The organism is Ornithinimicrobium tianjinense (genome assembly GCF_014636495.1).
GTDB lineage: Bacteria > Actinomycetota > Actinomycetes > Actinomycetales > Dermatophilaceae > Ornithinicoccus > Ornithinicoccus tianjinensis.
In genome coordinates this window covers 1181405-1199542 of record NZ_BMEM01000001.1, presented here as the reverse complement: position 1 = coordinate 1199542, position 18138 = coordinate 1181405, and the positions used below count along the sequence as shown (strand labels likewise).

Sequence of the window (18138 nt, the reverse complement as noted above, 5' to 3'; positions counted from 1 at the left end):
CTAGCGGCCCTTCCGCTCGAGCATCTCCGCGACGATGAACGCGAGCTCGAGGCTCTGCTGGTGGTTGAGCCGCGGGTCGCACAGCGTCTCGTAGCGCAGGCCGAGGTCCTCCAGGTCGATGGCGGCCGTGGTCCCGCCCACGCACTCGGTGACGTCGTTGCCCGTCAGCTCGACGTGGAGCCCGCCGGGGTGGGTGCCGGCCTCCTCGTGCGCCGCGAAGAAGCCACGCACCTCCTCCACGACGTCCTCGAAGCGGCGTGTCTTGTAGCCGGACGGGGAGGTGAAGGTGTTGCCGTGCATGGGGTCGCAGATCCAGCTCACGCGGCTGGCCTCGTCACCCAGCGAGGTGAGCAGGCCGGGGAGGACCTCACGGATCGTCGACGCGCCCATGCGGGTGATGAACGTCAGCCGGCCGGGCTCGCGGTCCGGGTCGACCTTGTCCATGAGGCGCAGCACGGTGTCGCGGTCGGCGGTGGGGCCGAGCTTGATGCCGATGGGGTTCTGCACCCGGGAGACGAAGTCGATGTGGGCACCGTCGAGGTCGCGGGTGCGCTCGCCGACCCAGACGAAGTGGCTCGAGGTGTCGTAGAGCAGGCCGGTGCGGTGGTCGCGGCGCACCATCGGGCGCTCGTAGTCCAGCACCAGCGCCTCGTGCGCGGAGAAGAACTCGACCCGCCGCATCTCCTCGGCGTCGGCCACGCCGGACGCCTCGAGGAACCGCACCGCGCGGTCGATCTGGTAGGCCATCTGCTCGTAGCGCGCCTGGGCCGGGCCCTGGATGAAGCCCTTGTTCCAGGCGTGGACGCTGCGCAGGTCCGCGAAACCACCGCTGGTGAAGCCGCGGACGAGGTTGAGGGTCGCCGAGCTGGCGTGGTAGGCCCGCAGCAGCCGGTCCGGGTCGTGCCGCCTGGCCTCGGGCGTGAACTCGAAGCCGTTGACCATGTCACCGCGGTAGGCCGGCAGCGTGACGCCGTCCCGGGTCTCGGTGTCCGAGCTGCGCGGCTTGGCGAACTGACCGGCGACGCGCCCGACCTTGACGATCGGCATCCCCGCGCCGTAGGTCAGGACCACGGCCATCTGCAGGATCGTCTTGATCCGGTCGCGGATGTTGGGGCCGGTGACGTCGGCCAGGGTCTCGGCGCAGTCGCCGCCCTGCAGCGTGAAGGCGCGGCCCTGGCTCACCGCAGCCATCCGGGTGCGGAGCAGGTCGCACTCGCCGGCAAAGACGAGCGGCGGATAGGTGGCGAGCACGGAGAGGACCTGCGCCAGCTCGGCCGGGTCGAGCCAGGTCGGCTGCTGCTGCGCAGGAAGGTCGGGCCAGGTGATGTCGGTGCCGCTGGCGGTCGCCAGACCGGTCGTTTCGGTGCTCACCCGCCCATCGTAGTTGTCGCTCAGTCGCCCTTCTGACGCGGCGTCAGCCGGTCCTTGGCAGCACCCAGTCCCTCGCGTGCGTGGCTCAGCCCCTCCCGGGCGTGGGACAGGCCCTCCGCCGCACCCTCACGGACCTGCGTGAGCCCGCCCTTGGCGTGCTCCAGCCCCGAGCGCGCCGCCGTGGCCAGCCGCTCCTTGACGGTCGCGGCGTACTCGTCGACGTACTCCTGCCCGGAGAGCCGCTGCAGCTCGCGCATCACGTCGTCGGTGATCTCGCGCAGGACCTCGCGCCTGTCCTCCATCCCGGCGTACTGCGGCCAGGACATCGGGGCGCCGATCCGCACCCCGACCCGCACGACGTTGGGGATCTTCTGCCCCGTCGGCTGCGCCTTGTCGGTGTCGATCATCGCGCACGGGATGATCGGGACGCCCGCCACCAGGGCGAGGCGCGCCATACCCGTCTTGCCCCGGTAGAGACGACCGTCGGGCGAGCGCGTCCCCTCGGGATAGATGCCGAAGAGCTCACCCTTGCGCAGCACCTCCAGGCCCTTCTCCAGCGCGACCTGCGAGGCCTTGCCCCCCGTGCGGTCGATCGGGATCTGCCCGGTCAGGGTGAAGAACTGCTTGGTCAGCCATCCCTTGACGCCCTTGCCGGTGAAGTACTCCGACTTGGCAGGGAAGGTGATCCTCCGCTTGACCACCAACGGAAGGAAGATCGAGTCGGAGAAGCTGAGGTGGTTGCTGGCCAGGATGGCGGGACCGTCCGCGGGGATGTGGCGCAACCCCTCGACCTTCGGCCTGAAGACGAGACGCACGGGCGGGCCGACGACGAGATGCTTGAGGATCCAGTAGATCACGGCGGTGTCCTTCTCTCCGGCGCGGGCGGTCTCCCCGGGTGGCTCGGTCGCACCGACTCTACCCGCGGTGTGGCGTGCGAGGATGAAGACGTGACCCAGCCGCCCGACCGGCACGACCCCGAGGACATCGACCGGCGCTTCCGGGAGATCGTGGCCGGGCTGGAGCCCCGCACGCCCGAGGGTATGGCGACCGACCACCGCTCCTACGAGCCCCCCGAGGACGAGGACGACGAGCACTTCGTCCCCCCGCCACCGCCGCCCCTGCCTGCTGGGGACCTGCACTTCTGGGCGATCGTCATCGGGCTGGTGCTGGGTCCGCTCCTGGTCGCGCTGTCCGCGGTGGTCCCGCTCCTGAGCAGCGTGTGGACGACGGTCGGGGTGCTGCTCACGCTCGCGGGCTTCGTCCTGCTCGTCCTCCGGCTCCCCCGCCGTCGTGACGGCGACTGGGGCGCGCGGGTCTGATCCCGGGCGGTATGCCGCGCACGCACCCGGTGCGTGGCCGGGAGCCGGACAGCGTGCAGGAGCACCTGCGCACGTGGGCGAAAATGGGTCCCATGTCCCGCACCGCGAGCCCCTCCACCCTGCGTGTCGTCACCTACAACCTGCGGGGGCTGAAGGACGACCCCGCCGCGGCGGCAGCGGTGGTGCGGCGGTTGGACCCCGACGTCCTCCTGCTCCAGGAGGTGCCGCGCTACCCCGGCTCGAGCTATGCCATCTCCTCCTTCGCCCGGCAGGCCGGCCTGCTGTGGTCGGGACGGACGCGCCTGGTGAGCGGCACCAGCCTGATGACCCACCTGCGGGTCGAGTCGACGGACTCCCAGGATCGACGCCTGAAGGTGGGGCTGAGGGAGAACCCCCGCAGCTACACCCTCGCGCAGGTGCGTCAGGTGGGCGGCCCGTGGGTCACCGTGGTCTCTGTGCACCTCTCGCTGGTCGGGGCACAGCGCGTGGACCACGTGCGCACCGTCCTGGCCGAGCTCGCCGACGACCCGCGGGTGCCCGACGACGGCGCCCTCGTCGTGGGCGGCGACCTCAACGAGAACCACGAGGGCGAGGCCTGGAAGATCGTCGCCGGCGAGCTGGTCGAGGTCAGCGACGACCGGCTCACCTTCCCGGCCAGCCGCCCTCAACACCGTCTGGACGCCCTCTTCAGCCGGGGGCATCACCAGGCACGTCCCGGCGATCCCGCACTGCTCGAGGGACTCGACCTCAGGGCGGCGTCGGACCACCTGCCGGTGTGGGTCGACCTGACGTTCTGACCAGGTCGGCCGCCCCGATCAGGCCCGCGGAGTTGCCGAGCGCCGCGGACCGCACCTCCGGGACCGGCCAGCGACCGGCCCCCGGGACCCCGGCCGTCAGCGCCTCCCGCGCCGGCCCGAGGACCAGCTCCCCGCCCTCGATCACGCCACCACCCACCACGACGCATGCCGGGTCGAGCGCGGCGGCCAGGTTGGCCAGCCCGAGGCCCAGCCACCGGCCCGTCTCGGCCAGGAGGCCGACCGAGAGCAGGTCGCCGGCCAGCGCGGCACGCGTCACGTGCTCGCCCTGGAGGCGCGACGCCATACCACCGCAGGCACCCAGGAGCGCCTCGGCCGACGCCCCTCCTGTCGCGAGCGCCGCCCGACCTGCGCGCCGCAGGGCGGTGCCCGACGCGTACTGCTCCCAGCAGCCACGCCGTCCGCAGGGACAGTCACGGCCGTCGGGCACCACCACCATGTGGCCGTACTCCCCCGCCAGGCCGTGCCGGCCCCGCTGGAGTCGGCCGCCGGCGAGGTGAGCGCCGCCCAGCCCGGTCCCCAGGGTGATCATCACCATCTCGTCCTGGCCGCGGCCGGCCCCGAAGCGATGCTCGGCCCACGCCGCGGCGTTCGCGTCGTTGTCGACCCCGACGGGCAGGTCCAGCAGCGCGGAGAGCCGGTCGCGCAGCGGCTCCTCGCGCCAGGGCAGATGCGGTGCGAAGAGCACGACGCCCTCGGCGTGGTCGACGAACCCGGCCGCCGCGACACCGACGCCCGCCACCTCCGTGTCGCCCGCTGCGGACCGCAGGTCCCCCACCACGTCGACCACCGCCTGTGCCACCGCCTCCGCCGAGTCGCCCGGGCTGTCCCTCACCCGCGTCGCCCGGAGGCTGCCGTCGCCCGCCACGAGCCCGGCCTTGATCCGTGTCCCGCCGACGTCGACCCCGATCGTGAGCGGTTCGGGCAGGGGGTTCTCCCGGGGCGCGGTCCCGCCGCCCGGCGGCGCGGTGTTCGTCACGGACGCAGTATGCCGTCCTCCGCGGCTCGCCCTCGGGGGCGCGGGTATCGTGAGGGCGCCCTGCCCGTCCTCACCAGGAGCTGTCCGTGACCGAGACGTCCGTCCCCCCGCTCGTCCCCTCGCGGACGGAGGGCAACATCGCGGACTACGTGGTCGGCTGGGCCGAGCGCGAGCCCGGTCGACCGATGATGGCCGTCAGGACGGCCGACGGATGGGCCGACGTCTCGGCGGCCGAGCTGCACGAGCGGGTGGTGGGCCTGGCGCGGGGCTTCGTCGCCGCCGGGATCGAGGCGGGTGACCGGGTGGCGATCATGAGCCGCACGCGTATGGAGTGGGCGCTGGCCGACTTCGCCCTGTGGATGGTCGGTGCCGTCCCGGTGCCCGTCTACGAGACCAGCTCGCGGTCCCAGGTGGAGCACATCCTGCGCGACAGTCGCGCGGTGGCGGCCATCGTGGAGGAGCAGGCGCAGACGGCGCTGGTCTCCTCGCTCCACGACGCTCTGCCCGACCTGCACGACGTCTGGCAGATCGAGGCCGGCGCCTTGGACGAGCTCAGCGCCGCCGGCGTTGACGTGGACCTCGCGCTCGTCGAGGCGCGACGGGCCGCGGTGTCCCGGTCCGACCTGGCCTCGATCATCTACACCTCGGGGACCACGGGAGACCCGAAGGGGTGCGAGCTCACTCACGGCAACTTCATGGCCCTCGCGGAGAACACCGCCGAACGCCTGCCCGAGATCGCACGGGCTCCCGGCGCCTCCACCCTGCTCTTCCTCCCCCTCGCCCACGTCTTCGCGCGCCTCGTGCAGGTGCTCGCGGTCCACGCCGGGCTCCGGGTGGGCCACACCCCCGACCCCGCGGACCTGCTGGAGGACCTCGCGACCTACCGACCCACCTTCCTGCTGGCCGTGCCCCGGGTCTTCGAGAAGATCTACAACGGGGCGGAGTCGAAGGCGCAGGCGGCGGGGCGCGGCCAGGTCTTCCGGTGGGCCGCGCGGGTCGCTCGGGACTACAGCCAAGCCCTGTCCGACGGCGGTCCTGGCCTTGCCCTCCGGGCGCAGCACTCCATCGCCGACCGCCTGGTGTACGCCAGGCTGCGGGCCGCGATGGGTGGCCGGGTGACCTATGCCATCTCTGGCGGGGCCGCGCTGGGCGAACGCCTCGGTCACTTCTTCCGCGGGATCGGGCTCGTGGTGCTGGAGGGCTACGGCATGACGGAGACCACGGCCCCGGCCACCGTGAACACCCCTGACATGATCAGGATCGGCACGGTGGGGCGGCCGCTGCCGGGTGTGGCGGTGCGGGTCGACGACGACGGCGAGGTCTGGGTCCGCGGCATCAACGTCTTCCGCGGCTATCACGGGCAGGCGGAGGCGACCGCCCAGGCGCGGCAGGACGGCTGGCTGCGCACCGGCGACCTCGGTGCACTTGACCCGGAGGGGTTCCTGACCATCACCGGCCGGACCAAGGAGCTCCTGGTGACCGCAGGCGGCAAGAACGTCTCGCCCGGTCCGCTGGAGGACCGCCTGCGCGCGCATCCGCTCGTCTCACAGTGCATCGTGGTCGGCGACGGTCGCCCGTTCGTGGGTGCCCTGGTCACGCTCGACACCGAGATGCTCCCGACCTGGGCGGCCGGGCGCGGACGGCCGGGTCTGACGGTCTCCGAGGCGGTGACCGACGAGGAGGTCCTCGCCGAGGTCCAGCGAGCGGTCGACGAGGCGAACGCGGCGGTCAGCCGGGCCGAGTCGATCAGGTCCTTCCGCCTGCTCGCGGAGGACTTCACCATCGACAACGGCATGCTGACCCCGTCGATGAAGCTGAAGCGCCAGCGGATCACGGACGCGCTCCAGGACGAGATCGAGAGGCTCTACGCACGGGCCTGAAGGGGACTCCGGGTGTCAGCCCACGGCATACCCGGTCGACAGGGTCAGCCGGGCCCTCAGACCGCCCGCCTCCTCGGGGTCGACCAGGCCGGCGCGCACGAAGGCGCTCACCGCGGCGAGCTCGTCGCTGTCGAGCGCGACCGTCGTGGAGACGGGCGGCGTCTCTGCGGCTCGCGGTTGAGCCGCCGTGTCAGGTCGCCCGGGGTCTCCTGGGTTCCCGAGCCAGAGGCGCCCCAGGACGGGCACGAAGCAGTCACCGCAGTGCCTGCCACGGACCGGGCAGGTGTCGCAGTCGATCGTCGTACTGATGGTCGTGGTCATCTCTTGACCTCCTTCACTGGCGACGCTAGGGGTGAGCACCGACAGACCCGCCCGTGCGGCCTGCCTGCGGGGGTCTGTCGGTCCTCGCACCTACGGTCAGGACATGCAGATGGTGCAGGAGACGTTCGACGACCTGGGGACAGCCCTGTCCGACGTCACCTTCGTCGTCGTCGACCTGGAGACCACCGGCGGCTCCCCCGCCGGGTCGCAGATCACCGAGTTCGGCGCCGTCAAGGTGCGCGGCGGAGCCGTTATCGGAGAGTTCCAGACCTTGGTGCGGCCGAGCACACCGATCCCGCCGTTCATCACCGTGCTGACCGGGATCACCAACGCGATGGTGGCCGACGCTCCGAGCATCCGCACCGTCATGCCGCAGTTCCTGGAGTTCGCGGCAGGATCGGTTCTGGTCGCCCACAACGCGGGCTTCGACGTCTCCTTCCTCAAGGCCGCGGCCGCCGAGACCGGCCACGTCTGGCCAGGCTTCGCCGTGATCGACACGGTGCGGCTGGCCCGCCAGCTGGTGCACCGCGACGAGGCACCCAACCACAAGCTGTCCAGCCTGGCGCGCCTCTTCTCCGCGACGACGACGCCGGACCACCGGGCCCTGCACGACGCGAGGGCCACCGTCGACGTGCTGCACGGGCTGATCGAGCGGGTCGGCAACCTCGGCGTGCACACCCTGGAGGAGCTGCAGTCCTACAGCTCGCGGGTGAGCACCGCACAGCGTCGCAAGCGCTTCCTCGCTGACGCCATGCCGTCCGCTCCCGGGGTCTACGTCTTCCGGGACGGGTCCGGCGAGCCGCTCTACGTCGGGACGGCGACCGACCTGAGACGGCGCACCCGCACCTACTTCACCGCCTCGGAGACGCGGCGACGGATGACGGAGATGGTGGGACTGGCCGAGTCCATCACGCCGATCGTCTGCGCGACCCCGCTCGAGGCGTCGGTCCGCGAGCTGCGCCTGATCGCCGCCCACAAACCTCGCTACAACCGCCGCTCACGCTTCCCTGAGAAGTCGGTCTGGGTCAAGCTCACCGACGAACCTTTCCCCAGGCTCTCGATCGTGCGGTCGGTCAAGGACGACGGAGCGCACTATGCCGGCCCGTTCGGCAGCCGCCGCACCGCCGAGGCGGCTGTCATCGCGCTCTACGAGGTCGTCCCGCTGCGGCAGTGCACCCCACGGCTCAGCCTGAGCGCGACGAAGAAGTCCGCCTGCGCACTCCTCGAGATGAACCGGTGCGGAGGTCCGTGCGTCGGCGCCCAGAGCGCGGCGGACTACGCGCACGTCGCTGAGCAGGCCGCCGAGGTGCTGACCGGCAGCTCCCGCAGCGTCATGGCGGCACTGCGGGAGCGGCTGGACGCCCTCGCGGCGCAGGAGCGCTTCGAGGAGGCGGCGACGTTGCGCGACCGGATGATGGCGCTCGTCCGGGCCGCCGCGCGCGTGCAGCGGCTGCGCCCGCTGTCCGAGGCCCCCGAGCTCGTGGCAGCGCGCCGCCGGGACAGCGGCGGCTGGGAGATCGTGACCGTACGCCACGGCCGCCTGGCGGGGACCACGGTGACGCCACCAGGTGCGGACCCGTTGCCCTACATCGACGCCCTGCGGGAGACCGCCGAGGTGGTTCCACCTCCGGGGAGCGGCGGCAACCCCGTGCTCACCGAGGAGACCGAGCTGATCCTGCGCTGGCTCGAGACGCCCGGCGTGCGGCTCGTCGACCTGCAGGGACGCTGGACGTGCCCGGTCGACGGCGCCGGCGCCAGCCGCGCGGTCCTGGAACCGGCGGCTGCCCGCTGGCACGAGGTGTCGACGGGCGAGGTGTCGGTCGCCACCCCGCTCGAACGACCGGCCGGGGCCCTGCACGAGGGCGTGGCCTAGCGACTGCGCGCAACCACCGCGCGGGCCGATCGAGAAGTAGGGTCAGTCGTCCAGGCCGAGGGCGAAGCCGGCGTCCAGTTCCGCATCGCTGTAGGTCCGGAAGGCGATGTGCGTGCTCGTCTCCAGCACGCCGGGGACCTTGTTGAGCTGGTCGGCGATCACGTCGTGGAAGTCCTCGTGCCGCGGCACACGCGCCACGGCGATGATGTCCGTGTCGCCGGTGACGGAGTGGACCTCGCTGATCCCCTTGATCTGCGCGATCTCTCGGGCTGCCTCGGGAATGCGGCTGACTTCTGCCTTGATCAGGACGATGGCGGATATCACCCCGTCACTCTAGCGAGGCGAGCCGCACCCGCGGGGGTCAGCCCCAGCCCAGCTCGTGCAGGGCCTCGTCGTCGATCCCGAAGTGGTGAGCGATCTCGTGCACCACCGTCACGGCGATCTCCTCGAGCAGCTCCTCGCGGTCCGAGCACATCCGTTGGAGGGGTCCGGAGAAGATGGTGATCCGGTCGGGCAGCTGCCCGCCCCAGGTGAGGTCGCGCTCGGTCAGGGGCACACCGTCGTAGACGCCGAGCAGCTCAGGGTCGTCCTCCGGCGGCTCGTCCTCGACGAAGAAGACCACGTTGTCCAGCTGGTCCATCAGCTCGGGCGGGACGAGGTCCAGGGCGTCGCCCACCGCGTCCTCGAACTCGGCCCGGGTCAGATGGAGCGACGGCGCCCCGTCCTCCGAGGGAGGAACGGGGCGCTCGTCGTCCGGGACCGGCGGGTCAGCTGTGGCGACCAGCCTTCAGACCCTTCGTGTAGTAGTCGTCACCGGGCGCCTCGGACACCGGAGCACCGTGCTGGTCGATGCGCGCGGCCTCCTCCGGCGTCTCGAGCGCCTCGTGCTCGCCGTGGTGGTGCGCGGCAGCGAGCTCGGACGGGGTGACGGCAGTAATCGAGTCCTTGTAGTAGAAGGAGGACAGCGCGTTGCGGAGCCCGGTGAGCGGACCCGCGGGACGACGCACACCGTGCTCGTCCGTGGGCGCACCGTCGAGCTGACCCAGCGGTCGCGGCGTCTCGTACTCCACCAGGCTCCACCGGGTGTACTCGTCGAGAGGAGCGTGCACCTCGAAGAAGCGACCCTCCTCGGTGCGGACGACGCGACCGGTCTCCCACCCGTGCAGCACGGTCTCGCGGTCGTGCCGCTGCAGCGAGAGGCACAGACGCTTGACGACGAAGAACACGACGACCGGGAGGACGAAGAACAGCACCCGGAACAGGATGGTCAGGTCGTTGATCGACAGGTGGAGCTTGATCGCCAGGATGTCGTTGATGCAGGCCAGGGCGAGCACCAGGTACATCGAGATGGCCGCCATGCCGACCGCCGTGCGCACGGGCGCGTTGCGGGGGCGCTGGAGCAGGTGGTGCTCACGCTTGTCGCCGGTGATCCACGCCTCCACGAACGGGTACACACCCAGGATCAGCCACACGAGCGGCAGCAGGAGCAGGGAGCCGAGGAAGATGTTGAAGCTCCACGTCGTGCCCCAGAGCTCGAACTCCAGCCAGCCCGGCAGGAGACGCAGCGCGCCGTCGGAGAACCACATGTAGAAGTCCGGCTGCGAGCCCGCGGTGACCTGCGTCGGGTCGTAGGGGCCGAACACCCACACGGGGTTGATCTGCACCAGGGCCGAGACCAGGGCGGTGATGCCGAACACGACGAAGAAGAAACCGCCGGCCTTCGCGGCATACACCGGCATCACCGGGAAGCCCGCCACGTTGTCGTTGGTCCGACCCGGGCCGGGGTACTGGGTGTGCTTGGGCAGCACGATCAGGATGAGGTGCGCCACGAACAACCCGACGAGGATGGCCGGGATGAGGAGCACGTGCGCGATGTAGAGGCGAGTGATGATCGACTCGCCCGGGAACTCGCCACCGAAGACGAAGAACGTCATCCAGGTGCCGATGACCGGGGCCGACATCATGAACCCGTTCATCGCACGGATACCGGTGCCCGACAGCAGGTCGTCCGGCAGGGAGTAGCCGGCGAAGCCCTCGATGCAGGCCAGCAGGGACATCACGACGCCGATGACCCAGTTGATCTCGCGCGGCTTGCGGAACGCGCCGGTGAAGAAGACGCGCGCCGCGTGCACGGCGATGCCGACGATGAAGAACAGGGCCGACCAGTGGTGGAGCTGACGGATCAGCAGTCCGCCCTTGACCTCGAAGCTGATGTCCAGCGTGGACGCGTAGGCCTCCGACATCGCGACGCCCTTGAGCGGCACGTAGGAGCCGTCGTAGACCACGTGGCCCATGCTGGGCACGAACCACAGGGTCAGGAAGGTGCCAGTGATGAGCGCGATGATCATGGAGTACATGGCGATCTCGCCGAGCAGGAAGCTCCAGTGGTCGGGGAAGACCTTGCCCAGACCCCAGCGCATCATCTTCGCGGCGCCCAGCCTCTCGTCGACGCCGACGAGAGCCTTGGGGAAGGTGGCGTCCTTCGACCCCTGGTCCGGGGACCAGCCGGGCTGCGGTGCGGTCGCGGTGGCGGCGCCGGCGGTCGCCGTCTCGGCGCGCAGGTGGCCTGCCCCCTGGGGCACGTGGTTGGTGCTCATCCCTCGTCCTCCATCAGGATGCCGGGCCGCTTGCGCTCCCAGAAGCTCGGACCGATCGGCTCACGGAAACCGTCGACCGCGACGATGTAGCCCTCGTCGTCGACGGTGATGGGCAGCTGCGGCAGCGGCCGCTTGGCCGGGCCGAAGATGACCTTGCAGTCGTCGGTCATGTCGAACGTCGACTGGTGGCACGGGCACAGCAGGTGGTGGGTCTGCTGCTCGTAGAGCGCGACCGGGCACCCGACATGGGTGCACACCTTGGAGTACGCCACGATCCCGTCGTAGCCCCAGTCCCGCTGCTTCTGGCTCTTGATTTTCGCCGGGTCCAGCTTGACCAGGATGACCTGGTCCTTCGCCTTGGACGTCATCATGTCCTGCGGGTCCAGCTCGTGCGCGGCGGCCCCCACGAACCCGTCGGGCATGACGTGGAAGACCGAGCCCTGCGTCACGTCCGCGGCGCGGATCGGCGCGCCGGAGGGATCGATCATCAGACGCTTACCGGCTTCCCAGTTGGTCGTGTAGAGCTCGCCCCGCGGGCGCGGACCGAGGCCCGCGAGCACCGGGACGACCAGCGGGAGCGCGAACAGCCCGAGGGCGCCACCGGCCGAGCCGAGGAGCGCGCTGCGGCGGTTCAGGTGGGTGCTGCGCCAGCCGTGGGACAGCTGACGGCCCACGGCGTCGCGGTCCTCCTGCGCGGAGGCCATCGTGTGACGCTCCTCCACCGACTCCTCGTCCGGCATCAGGGTCTTGGCCCAGTGCACGGCACCCAGACCGATCCCGAGCAGGGACAGGCCCATGGTCAGGCCGAGGACGACATGGAAGAGGTTGACCTCGCCGATCCCGATGATCGAGCCCTTGAGCTCCGGGTCGATCGCGTAGTAGGCGACCAGGAAGGCGATCGACGCGAGCGCCGAGATGGTGAAGAGGGTGACGACCTGGACGGACGCCCGCCGGGCCGCCCGCTCGTCCACGTCCGAGCGACGCGGGGTGTGCGGCGGGAAGCCGGGGTTGGTGAACCGGTCCTCGGCGGGCTCCGCCGTGGCCGGGAGGTTGTCGTGGTGCGTGCTCACGTCAGGCCGCCTTCCGTCCGATCCAGACCGCCAGAGCGATCAAGGTGCCGATGCCGAGCGTCCAGACGAAGAGCGCGTCGCCCGCCGGGCCGTAGCTGCCGATGCCGGCCCCACCGTAGGAGTTGCCGCCCTCTTCCATGTTCTTGAGGAAGGCGATGATGTTCTCCTTGTCCTGCGGCGTCAGGTTGTTGTCGTTGAACACCGGCATGGACTGCGGGCCCGTCAGCATGGCCTCGTAGATGTGCTGCGGCTCGACACCCATCAGGGTGGGCGCGTACTTGCCGCGGGTCAGCGCGCCACCGGTGCCGGAGGAGTTGTGGCACATCGCGCAGTTGGTCCGGTATGCCGCACCGCCGGCGGCGATGTCCGCCCCCTGGAGGTCGGTGTACTCCGCCGCCGGGACGTCCGGGCCGGGACCCAGGGAGTCGACGTAGGCCGCCAGCTGGCTGATCTCCTCCTCGGAGAACTTCACCTGCGAGGCGTTGCGGTCGGCCTGCACGCCGGGTGCCGGCAGCGGCATACGCCCGGTGGAGACCTGGAAGTCGACCGCAGCCGCACCCGCCCCGACGAGCGACGGGCCGATCGGGTCCACACCCTCACCGTTGGTCCCGTGGCACGTGGCGCAGTTGCCGAGGAAGAGCTTCTTGCCGGCGGCGACGTCCTCGGCGGACATCGTGGCTGCGGAGGTGCCGGGAGCGGCGCTCGGCTGCAGGGCGGCGTAGGCGGTGCCGGTGAAGCACAGGCCCAGGAACAGCACCACCAGCAGCGCTAGCGGGCTGCGGCGAAGTGCGGCGGGGGAACTCACTCGTCGGTCCTTCCGGATCGGGTCGGGCAGTCGGTCAGGGGCTGGTCGGTCATCGAGCTCACCGGAGCACGTAGATCACGAAGAACAGCGCGATCCAGACGACGTCGACGAAGTGCCAGTAGTAGGAGGTGACGACCGCTCCCGTCGCCTGCGCGTGGGTGTAGCGCTTGGCGGTGAAGCTGCGGCCGATGATGAGCAGGAAGGCGATCAGGCCGCCCGTGACGTGGAGCCCGTGGAAACCGGTCGTGATGTAGAAGACGGAGCCGTAGGAGTCCGCGGTCGGCGTGAGCCCCTCGCTCGTCAGGGTCGCGTACTCCCACACCTGGCCGGCGATGAAGGTCGCACCGAACAGATAGGTCAGGACGTACCACTCGCGCATGCCCCACCCCGTGGCGCCGAGCGGGTTGCCGATGTGGAACAGGCTGCCGGTCCGGTGCGGGATGCCGCGCTCGGCCTTCCAGACGCCGAACTGGCACCACACCGAGGAGATGACGAGGATCAGGGTGTTGATGGAGGCGAAGGTCAGATCGAGGTACTCCGTGCGCTCGGCCCACATCCCCGGGTCCGTCGAGCGGATCGTGAAGTACATCGCGAACAGTCCGGCGAAGAACATGATCTCGCTGGAGAGCCAGACCATCGTCCCCACGCCGGTCATGTTCGGCCTGGTCGCCGGCCCGTGTGCGGTCGCATGGAAGCGCTCCGCGTCAGTCATCGTCGTCACTGAAGTCGTCGCCACCCGCACATTATGGCCCATGGAGAGCCCGGAGGCGCGCCCCTCCCCGACGCGGCGCGCCACGCGGTCGTCTGGTGCGTCCGCGACTGGAATACCATCGTGCGCATGACCGCGACCCAGGACCTCCACGACGGCCCCACGCCCGAGACCGCGAACGTCGCCGGACGCGCCGCCCAGGACATCTCTGTCCTGCTGTACAGCAACGACGCCGCAGTGCGAGACAGCGTCCGGCTGAGCGTGGGCGACCAGCCCGCGGCGGACGTGCACGTCACCCGCTGGCACGAGTGCGCCACCCCGGCCGCGGTGCTGTCCGCGGTACGCGAGGAGGACTTCGACGTCCTCGTCCTGGACGGCGAGGCCCAGCCCTACGGCGGCATGGGCGTGTGCCGCGAGCTCAAGAACGAGATCTTCGACTGCCCGCCCGTCGTCCTGCTGACGGGACGGCCGGTCGACGGCTGGCTGGCGACCTGGTCGCTGGCGGACGCTGCGGTCCCGCGCCCGCTGGACCCGCAGCGGCTCTCCGCCGCGGTCGTCGACCTCGTGCGCCGGTGAGCGGCGAGCCGACGCCCCTTCCCGGCAACGACGCCGGTTACACCTGGCCAGACCTGATCACCTCCCTCATCCAGGGCGAGGACCTGGACTCGGCCCAGGCCGCATGGGCCATGGACCGGGTGATGTCCGGAGAGGCGAGCCCCGCCCAGCTGGCCTCGTTCCTGACGGCATTGCGCAGCAAGGGAGAGACGGTCGAGGAGATGTCCGGGCTCGCGGGCATGATGCTCGAGCACGCGCGACGCTTCACCGTGGACGGCCCCACGATCGACATCGTCGGCACCGGCGGTGACCGCGCGATGACGGTCAACATCTCCTCGATGTCCGCCATCGTGATGGCGGCGGCCGGGGCGGTCGTGGTCAAGCACGGCAACCGCGCCTCCTCCAGCCGCTCCGGGTCCGCCGACATGCTTGAGGCGCTCGGGGTCAGGCTGGACCTCTCGCCGGAGCAAGTGGCCGGGCTCGCCCGCGAGGTCGGCATCACCTTCGCCTTCGCCAACGTCTTCCATCCCTCGATGCGGCACGCCTCCGTCGTGCGTCGCGACATCGGCATCGCGACGGCGTTCAACTTCCTCGGTCCCCTGACCAACCCCGCCCAGCCCCGGTATGCCGTGGTCGGCTCGGCCGATGCCCGGATGGCTCCGCTCATCGCCGGCGTCTTCGCCGCGCGGGGCACCCGCGCGTTGGTCTTCCGGGGCGACGACGGCCTGGACGAGATCACCCCTGCCACCACGAGCCAGGTCTGGTGGGGCGACGGGACGGGCGCGATCCAGGCGTGGACGCTCGACCCCCGCCGACTGGGCCTGGAGCTCCACCCGGTCGACGCGCTGCGCGGCGGCGACGCCGAGCACAACGCCGACGTGGCCCGTCAGCTCTTCGCGGGCTCCACCGGGGCCGTGCGCGACGCGGTCCTGCTCAACGCCGGCGCCGCGCTGGCGCTCCTGGCCTCCGGCGAGGCCGGCCAGCACCCCGCGGACGAGGCGTCGCTGCACGCCGCGGTCCGGGCCGGGATGGACCGTGCCGCGGCAGTCCTCGACGACGGCTCTGCGCAGCGGCTCGTCGAGCGTTGGGTCGCCAGCAGCCAGGCCCTCCCTCAGGCCTGACCGAGCCCACCCCACCCTCCGACCGGACAGGCGTTAGTGCCGCCCCTGGGCGCCCTCCCCCCGACCGGACAGGCGTTAGTGCCACCCCTCGGCTTCCTCCCCGACCGGACAGGCGTTAGTGCCGCACCTCGGCTCGCTCCCCCCCGACCGGACAGGCGTTACTGCCACCCCTCGGCTCCCTCCCACGACCGGACAGGCCGTAGTGCCGCTGGCACCCCCGACCGGACAGGCCGTAGTGCCGCTCCATGCCCCGACCAACCGGCCGTCTTGCCCGGTCCTGCCCTAGGCCCGCCCGACGAGAGCGGCACTAACGCCTGTCCGGTCACTCGCACCCACGACCGGAGCGGCACTAACGCCTGTCCGGTCACTCGCACCCCCCGACGAGAGCGGCACTAACGCCTGTCCGGTCACTCGCACCCACGACCGGAGCGGCACTAACGCCTGTCCGGTCGTTGAGAGGGGTAGATATGGGCTGAATGCGTCGACCCCCGGCCCGCTGAAGCGGTACCGGGGGTCGTGCTGTCGGTGAGGAAGAGTCAGATGGGCTTCTCGCCGCGGAAGAACTCGAAGGTCCAGCCGAGGACGGAGATCAGCACGAACGGCAGGGCAACCACGACCAGCCACCAGCCCACGCCGACGCCGAGCACCAGGATCGAGGTCGACAGGCCGAGCCACAGCGGCCACCAGGAGTGCGGGGCGAAGTGACCGTAGTCACCGGCCTGGTCGGCGATCTCACCCTCGAGGTCGTCCTCGGGGCGGGCGTCCACGTTGCGGCCCGAGAGCCAGAAGAACCAGGCGACGAAGGCGCACATGGCCGCGGTCAGGCTCAGGCCGACGATCCCGACCCACTCGTTGAAGTCGGTGGCGAAGGCGTAGATCACCGCCACGACGACGAAGAACGGGACGAGGAAGCCGAAGAGCTTGGACTCGACACCCATGGGTCAGTGCTCCTTTCCGGTGTCGCCACCGGTCTCGGTGCCGATGCGCCCCTGGGGGTCGGTGTCCGGTCCGCCCAGCAGCTCCTCGGCGATGGACTTGTCCGGCTCGGGGGACTCCAGCGTGCCGACCGAGGGGTGGTGCAGGTCGAACGCCGGGCGCTCCGAACGGATGCGCGGGATGGAGTTGAAGTTGTGCCGCGGCGGCGGGCAGGACGTCGCCCACTCCAGCGAACCGCCCCAGCCCCACGGGTCGTCGACGGTCACCTTCGGGGTGTGGAAGCTCTTCCACACCGCGTAGAAGAAGGGCAGCATCGACGCGGCCAGGAGGAACGAGGAGACCGTGGAGAGCTGGTTCATCCAGGTGAAGCCCTCGTCCGGCATGTAGTCGGCGTAGCGACGCGGCATACCGATGACACCCAGCCAGTGCTGGATGAGGAAGGTGCCGTGGAAGCCGAGGAAGAGCATCCAGAAGTGGATCTTGCCCAGGCGCTCGTCGAGCATGTGCCCGGTGAACTTCGGCCACCAGAAGTAGTAGCCGGCGAACATCGCGAAGACCACGGTGCCGAAGACCACGTAGTGGAAGTGGGCCACGACGAAGTAAGAGTCGGTGACGTGGAAGTCAAGGGCCGGGCTGGCCAGGATGACACCCGTCAGACCCCCGAAGAGGAAGGTGACGAGGAAGCCGATGGCCCACAGCATCGGGGTGTCCAGCTTGATCGAGCCGCGCCACATGGTGCCGGTCCAGTTGAAGAACTTCACGCCGGTGGGCACCGCGATGAGCATCGTCATGATGGCGAAGAACTCGAGCATGACGGCACCCGTGGCGAACATGTGGTGCGCCCAGACCGAGACCGACAGGGCCGCGATCGCGACGGTCGCCATCACCAGGGTCTTGTAGCCGAAGACCGGCTTGCGGCTGAACACCGGCAGGATCTCGGTGATGATGCCGAAGAACGGCAGCGCGATGATGTAGACCTCGGGGTGGCCGAAGAACCAGAACAGGTGCTGCCAGAGCATGGCACCGCCGTGCGCCGGGTCGTAGATGTGCCAGCCGAAGATGCGGTCGACGGCCATGCCGAAGAAGGCGGCGGCCAGGACCGGGAAGACCATGAGGACCAGGATCGAGGTCACCAGGATGTTCCAGGTGAACACCGGCATCCGGAACATCGTCATGCCGGGAGCACGCATGCAGACGATCGTGGTGATGAAGTTGACCGCGCCGAAGATCGTCGCGAAACCGGTCAGCGCCAGGCCCAGCACCCACAGGTCACCACCGAGGCCGGGGCTGTGAGTCGGACCTGCGAGCGGCTGGTAGGCGAACCAGCCGAAACTCGCCGCGCCCTCGGGGGTGAGGAAGCCGCCGACGGCGATCAGGCTGCCGAAGAAGTACATCCAGTAGGCGAGCATGTTCAGCCGCGGGAACGCCACGTCGGGCGCGCCGATCTGCAGCGGCACCAGAGCGTTGGCGAAGCCGGCGAACAGCGGCGTCGCGAACATCAGCAGCATGATCGTGCCGTGCATGGTGAACAGCTGGTTGAACTGCTCGGGGTTCATCACGACCTGCAGCCCGGGCAGGAACAGCTCGGAGCGGATGATCAGCGCCATGAGGCCACCGACGATGAACCACGCCATGGTGGTGGCGAAGTAGAGGTTGCCGATGACCTTGTGGTCGGTCGTGGTCAGCACGCTGACCAGCTGGCGGACGAAGGAGCTGCGCTCCTGGACGGGCCGGAGTGTGCGGGCCTCGTGACGCGGCCTGGTTGCAATCGCCATCAGTCTCGTTCC

18 protein-coding genes are annotated in these 18138 nt (G+C 70.4%); 6 read left to right on the top strand and 12 right to left on the bottom strand.

Annotation, left to right across the window (positions count from 1 at the left end):
- Together IEV65_RS05585 and IEV65_RS05580 are read right to left on the bottom strand one after the other, a co-directional pair.
- Positions 1-1371 (bottom strand): class II 3-deoxy-7-phosphoheptulonate synthase, encoded by a 1371-nt coding sequence (locus IEV65_RS05585; RefSeq protein WP_188428584.1) that lies wholly within the window; start codon positions 1369-1371, stop codon positions 1-3.
- A 20-nt stretch (positions 1372-1391) separates the two neighbouring features.
- Entirely contained in the window at positions 1392-2228 is an 837-nt protein-coding gene (locus IEV65_RS05580) for a lysophospholipid acyltransferase family protein (protein ID WP_188428582.1), read from the bottom strand.
- Positions 2229-2318: 90 nt separating this feature from the next.
- Here IEV65_RS05580 and IEV65_RS05575 point away from each other — a divergent pair, with 90 nt between their 5' ends.
- Both IEV65_RS05575 and IEV65_RS05570 read left to right on the top strand, forming a co-directional pair.
- Positions 2319-2690 (top strand): hypothetical protein, encoded by a 372-nt coding sequence (locus IEV65_RS05575; RefSeq protein ID WP_188428580.1) that lies wholly within the window; start codon positions 2319-2321, stop codon positions 2688-2690.
- Between the two features lie 92 nt (positions 2691-2782).
- The gene (locus IEV65_RS05570; protein ID WP_188428578.1) at positions 2783-3487 is read left to right on the top strand and encodes an endonuclease/exonuclease/phosphatase family protein; all 705 of its coding nucleotides are present in this window, start codon (positions 2783-2785) and stop codon (positions 3485-3487) included.
- Here IEV65_RS05570 and IEV65_RS05565 read toward each other — a convergent pair.
- Positions 3438-4484: an ROK family protein gene (locus tag IEV65_RS05565; RefSeq protein ID WP_188428576.1), complete on the bottom strand. Its 1047-nt coding sequence runs from the start codon at positions 4482-4484 to the stop codon at positions 3438-3440. The genes IEV65_RS05570 and IEV65_RS05565 overlap by 50 nt on opposite strands.
- An 86-nt stretch (positions 4485-4570) precedes the next feature.
- Here IEV65_RS05565 and IEV65_RS05560 point away from each other — a divergent pair, with 86 nt between their 5' ends.
- Positions 4571-6364: an AMP-dependent synthetase/ligase gene (locus tag IEV65_RS05560; RefSeq protein ID WP_188428574.1), complete on the top strand. Its 1794-nt coding sequence runs from the start codon at positions 4571-4573 to the stop codon at positions 6362-6364.
- A gap of 15 nt (positions 6365-6379) precedes the next feature.
- On the opposite strand, the gene IEV65_RS05555 is transcribed toward IEV65_RS05560, so the two are convergent.
- Positions 6380-6685 (bottom strand): hypothetical protein, encoded by a 306-nt coding sequence (locus tag IEV65_RS05555; RefSeq protein ID WP_188428572.1) that lies wholly within the window; start codon positions 6683-6685, stop codon positions 6380-6382.
- Positions 6686-6788: 103 nt separating this feature from the next.
- On the opposite strand from IEV65_RS05555, the gene IEV65_RS05550 reads away from it, so the two are divergent.
- Positions 6789-8558 carry a DEDD exonuclease domain-containing protein gene (locus IEV65_RS05550; protein WP_188428570.1) on the top strand — a complete coding sequence of 590 codons (1770 nt, stop codon included), beginning with the start codon at positions 6789-6791 and terminating at the stop codon, positions 8556-8558.
- A gap of 42 nt (positions 8559-8600) precedes the next feature.
- Here IEV65_RS05550 and IEV65_RS05545 read toward each other — a convergent pair whose 3' ends face one another.
- From IEV65_RS05545 to ctaE, 6 genes are all read right to left on the bottom strand, one after another.
- Complete coding sequence (locus tag IEV65_RS05545) at positions 8601-8882, bottom strand: Lrp/AsnC family transcriptional regulator (RefSeq protein ID WP_188428568.1); 282 nt, start codon at positions 8880-8882, stop codon at positions 8601-8603.
- A 37-nt stretch (positions 8883-8919) separates the two neighbouring features.
- Positions 8920-9261, bottom strand: coding sequence for a metallopeptidase family protein (locus IEV65_RS05540; RefSeq protein ID WP_371870162.1), 342 nt, complete (start codon positions 9259-9261; stop codon positions 8920-8922).
- 64 nt (positions 9262-9325) lie between these two features.
- Positions 9326-11155: a cytochrome bc1 complex cytochrome b subunit gene (qcrB, locus tag IEV65_RS05535; protein WP_188428566.1), complete on the bottom strand. Its 1830-nt coding sequence runs from the start codon at positions 11153-11155 to the stop codon at positions 9326-9328.
- The gene (gene qcrA, locus IEV65_RS05530; RefSeq protein ID WP_188428564.1) at positions 11152-12225 is read right to left on the bottom strand and encodes a cytochrome bc1 complex Rieske iron-sulfur subunit; all 1074 of its coding nucleotides are present in this window, start codon (positions 12223-12225) and stop codon (positions 11152-11154) included. Before qcrA ends, qcrB begins: the two co-directional genes overlap by 4 nt.
- A gap of 1 nt (position 12226) precedes the next feature.
- Complete coding sequence (gene qcrC / locus IEV65_RS05525) at positions 12227-13030, bottom strand: cytochrome bc1 complex diheme cytochrome c subunit (protein ID WP_188428562.1); 804 nt, start codon at positions 13028-13030, stop codon at positions 12227-12229.
- A 58-nt stretch (positions 13031-13088) separates the two neighbouring features.
- Complete coding sequence (ctaE, locus tag IEV65_RS05520) at positions 13089-13742, bottom strand: aa3-type cytochrome oxidase subunit III (RefSeq protein ID WP_229734928.1); 654 nt, start codon at positions 13740-13742, stop codon at positions 13089-13091.
- 126 nt (positions 13743-13868) lie between these two features.
- On the opposite strand from ctaE, the gene IEV65_RS15600 reads away from it, so the two are divergent.
- Both IEV65_RS15600 and trpD read left to right on the top strand, forming a co-directional pair.
- Positions 13869-14315, top strand: coding sequence for a response regulator transcription factor (locus IEV65_RS15600; RefSeq protein WP_229734926.1), 447 nt, complete (start codon positions 13869-13871; stop codon positions 14313-14315).
- Positions 14312-15415 carry an anthranilate phosphoribosyltransferase gene (trpD, locus tag IEV65_RS05515; RefSeq protein ID WP_229734924.1) on the top strand — a complete coding sequence of 368 codons (1104 nt, stop codon included), beginning with the start codon at positions 14312-14314 and terminating at the stop codon, positions 15413-15415. Before IEV65_RS15600 ends, trpD begins: the two co-directional genes overlap by 4 nt.
- Before the next feature lie 536 nt (positions 15416-15951).
- Here trpD and IEV65_RS05510 read toward each other — a convergent pair.
- On the bottom strand, positions 15952-16353 hold the full coding sequence (locus tag IEV65_RS05510; RefSeq protein ID WP_188428558.1) for a cytochrome c oxidase subunit 4: 402 nt from the start codon (positions 16351-16353) through the stop codon (positions 15952-15954).
- A 3-nt stretch (positions 16354-16356) separates the two neighbouring features.
- Positions 16357-18126, bottom strand: a complete 1770-nt coding sequence (gene ctaD / locus IEV65_RS05505) for an aa3-type cytochrome oxidase subunit I (RefSeq protein WP_188428556.1) — start codon at positions 18124-18126, stop codon at positions 16357-16359.
- Positions 18127-18138: the final 12 nt, after the last annotated feature.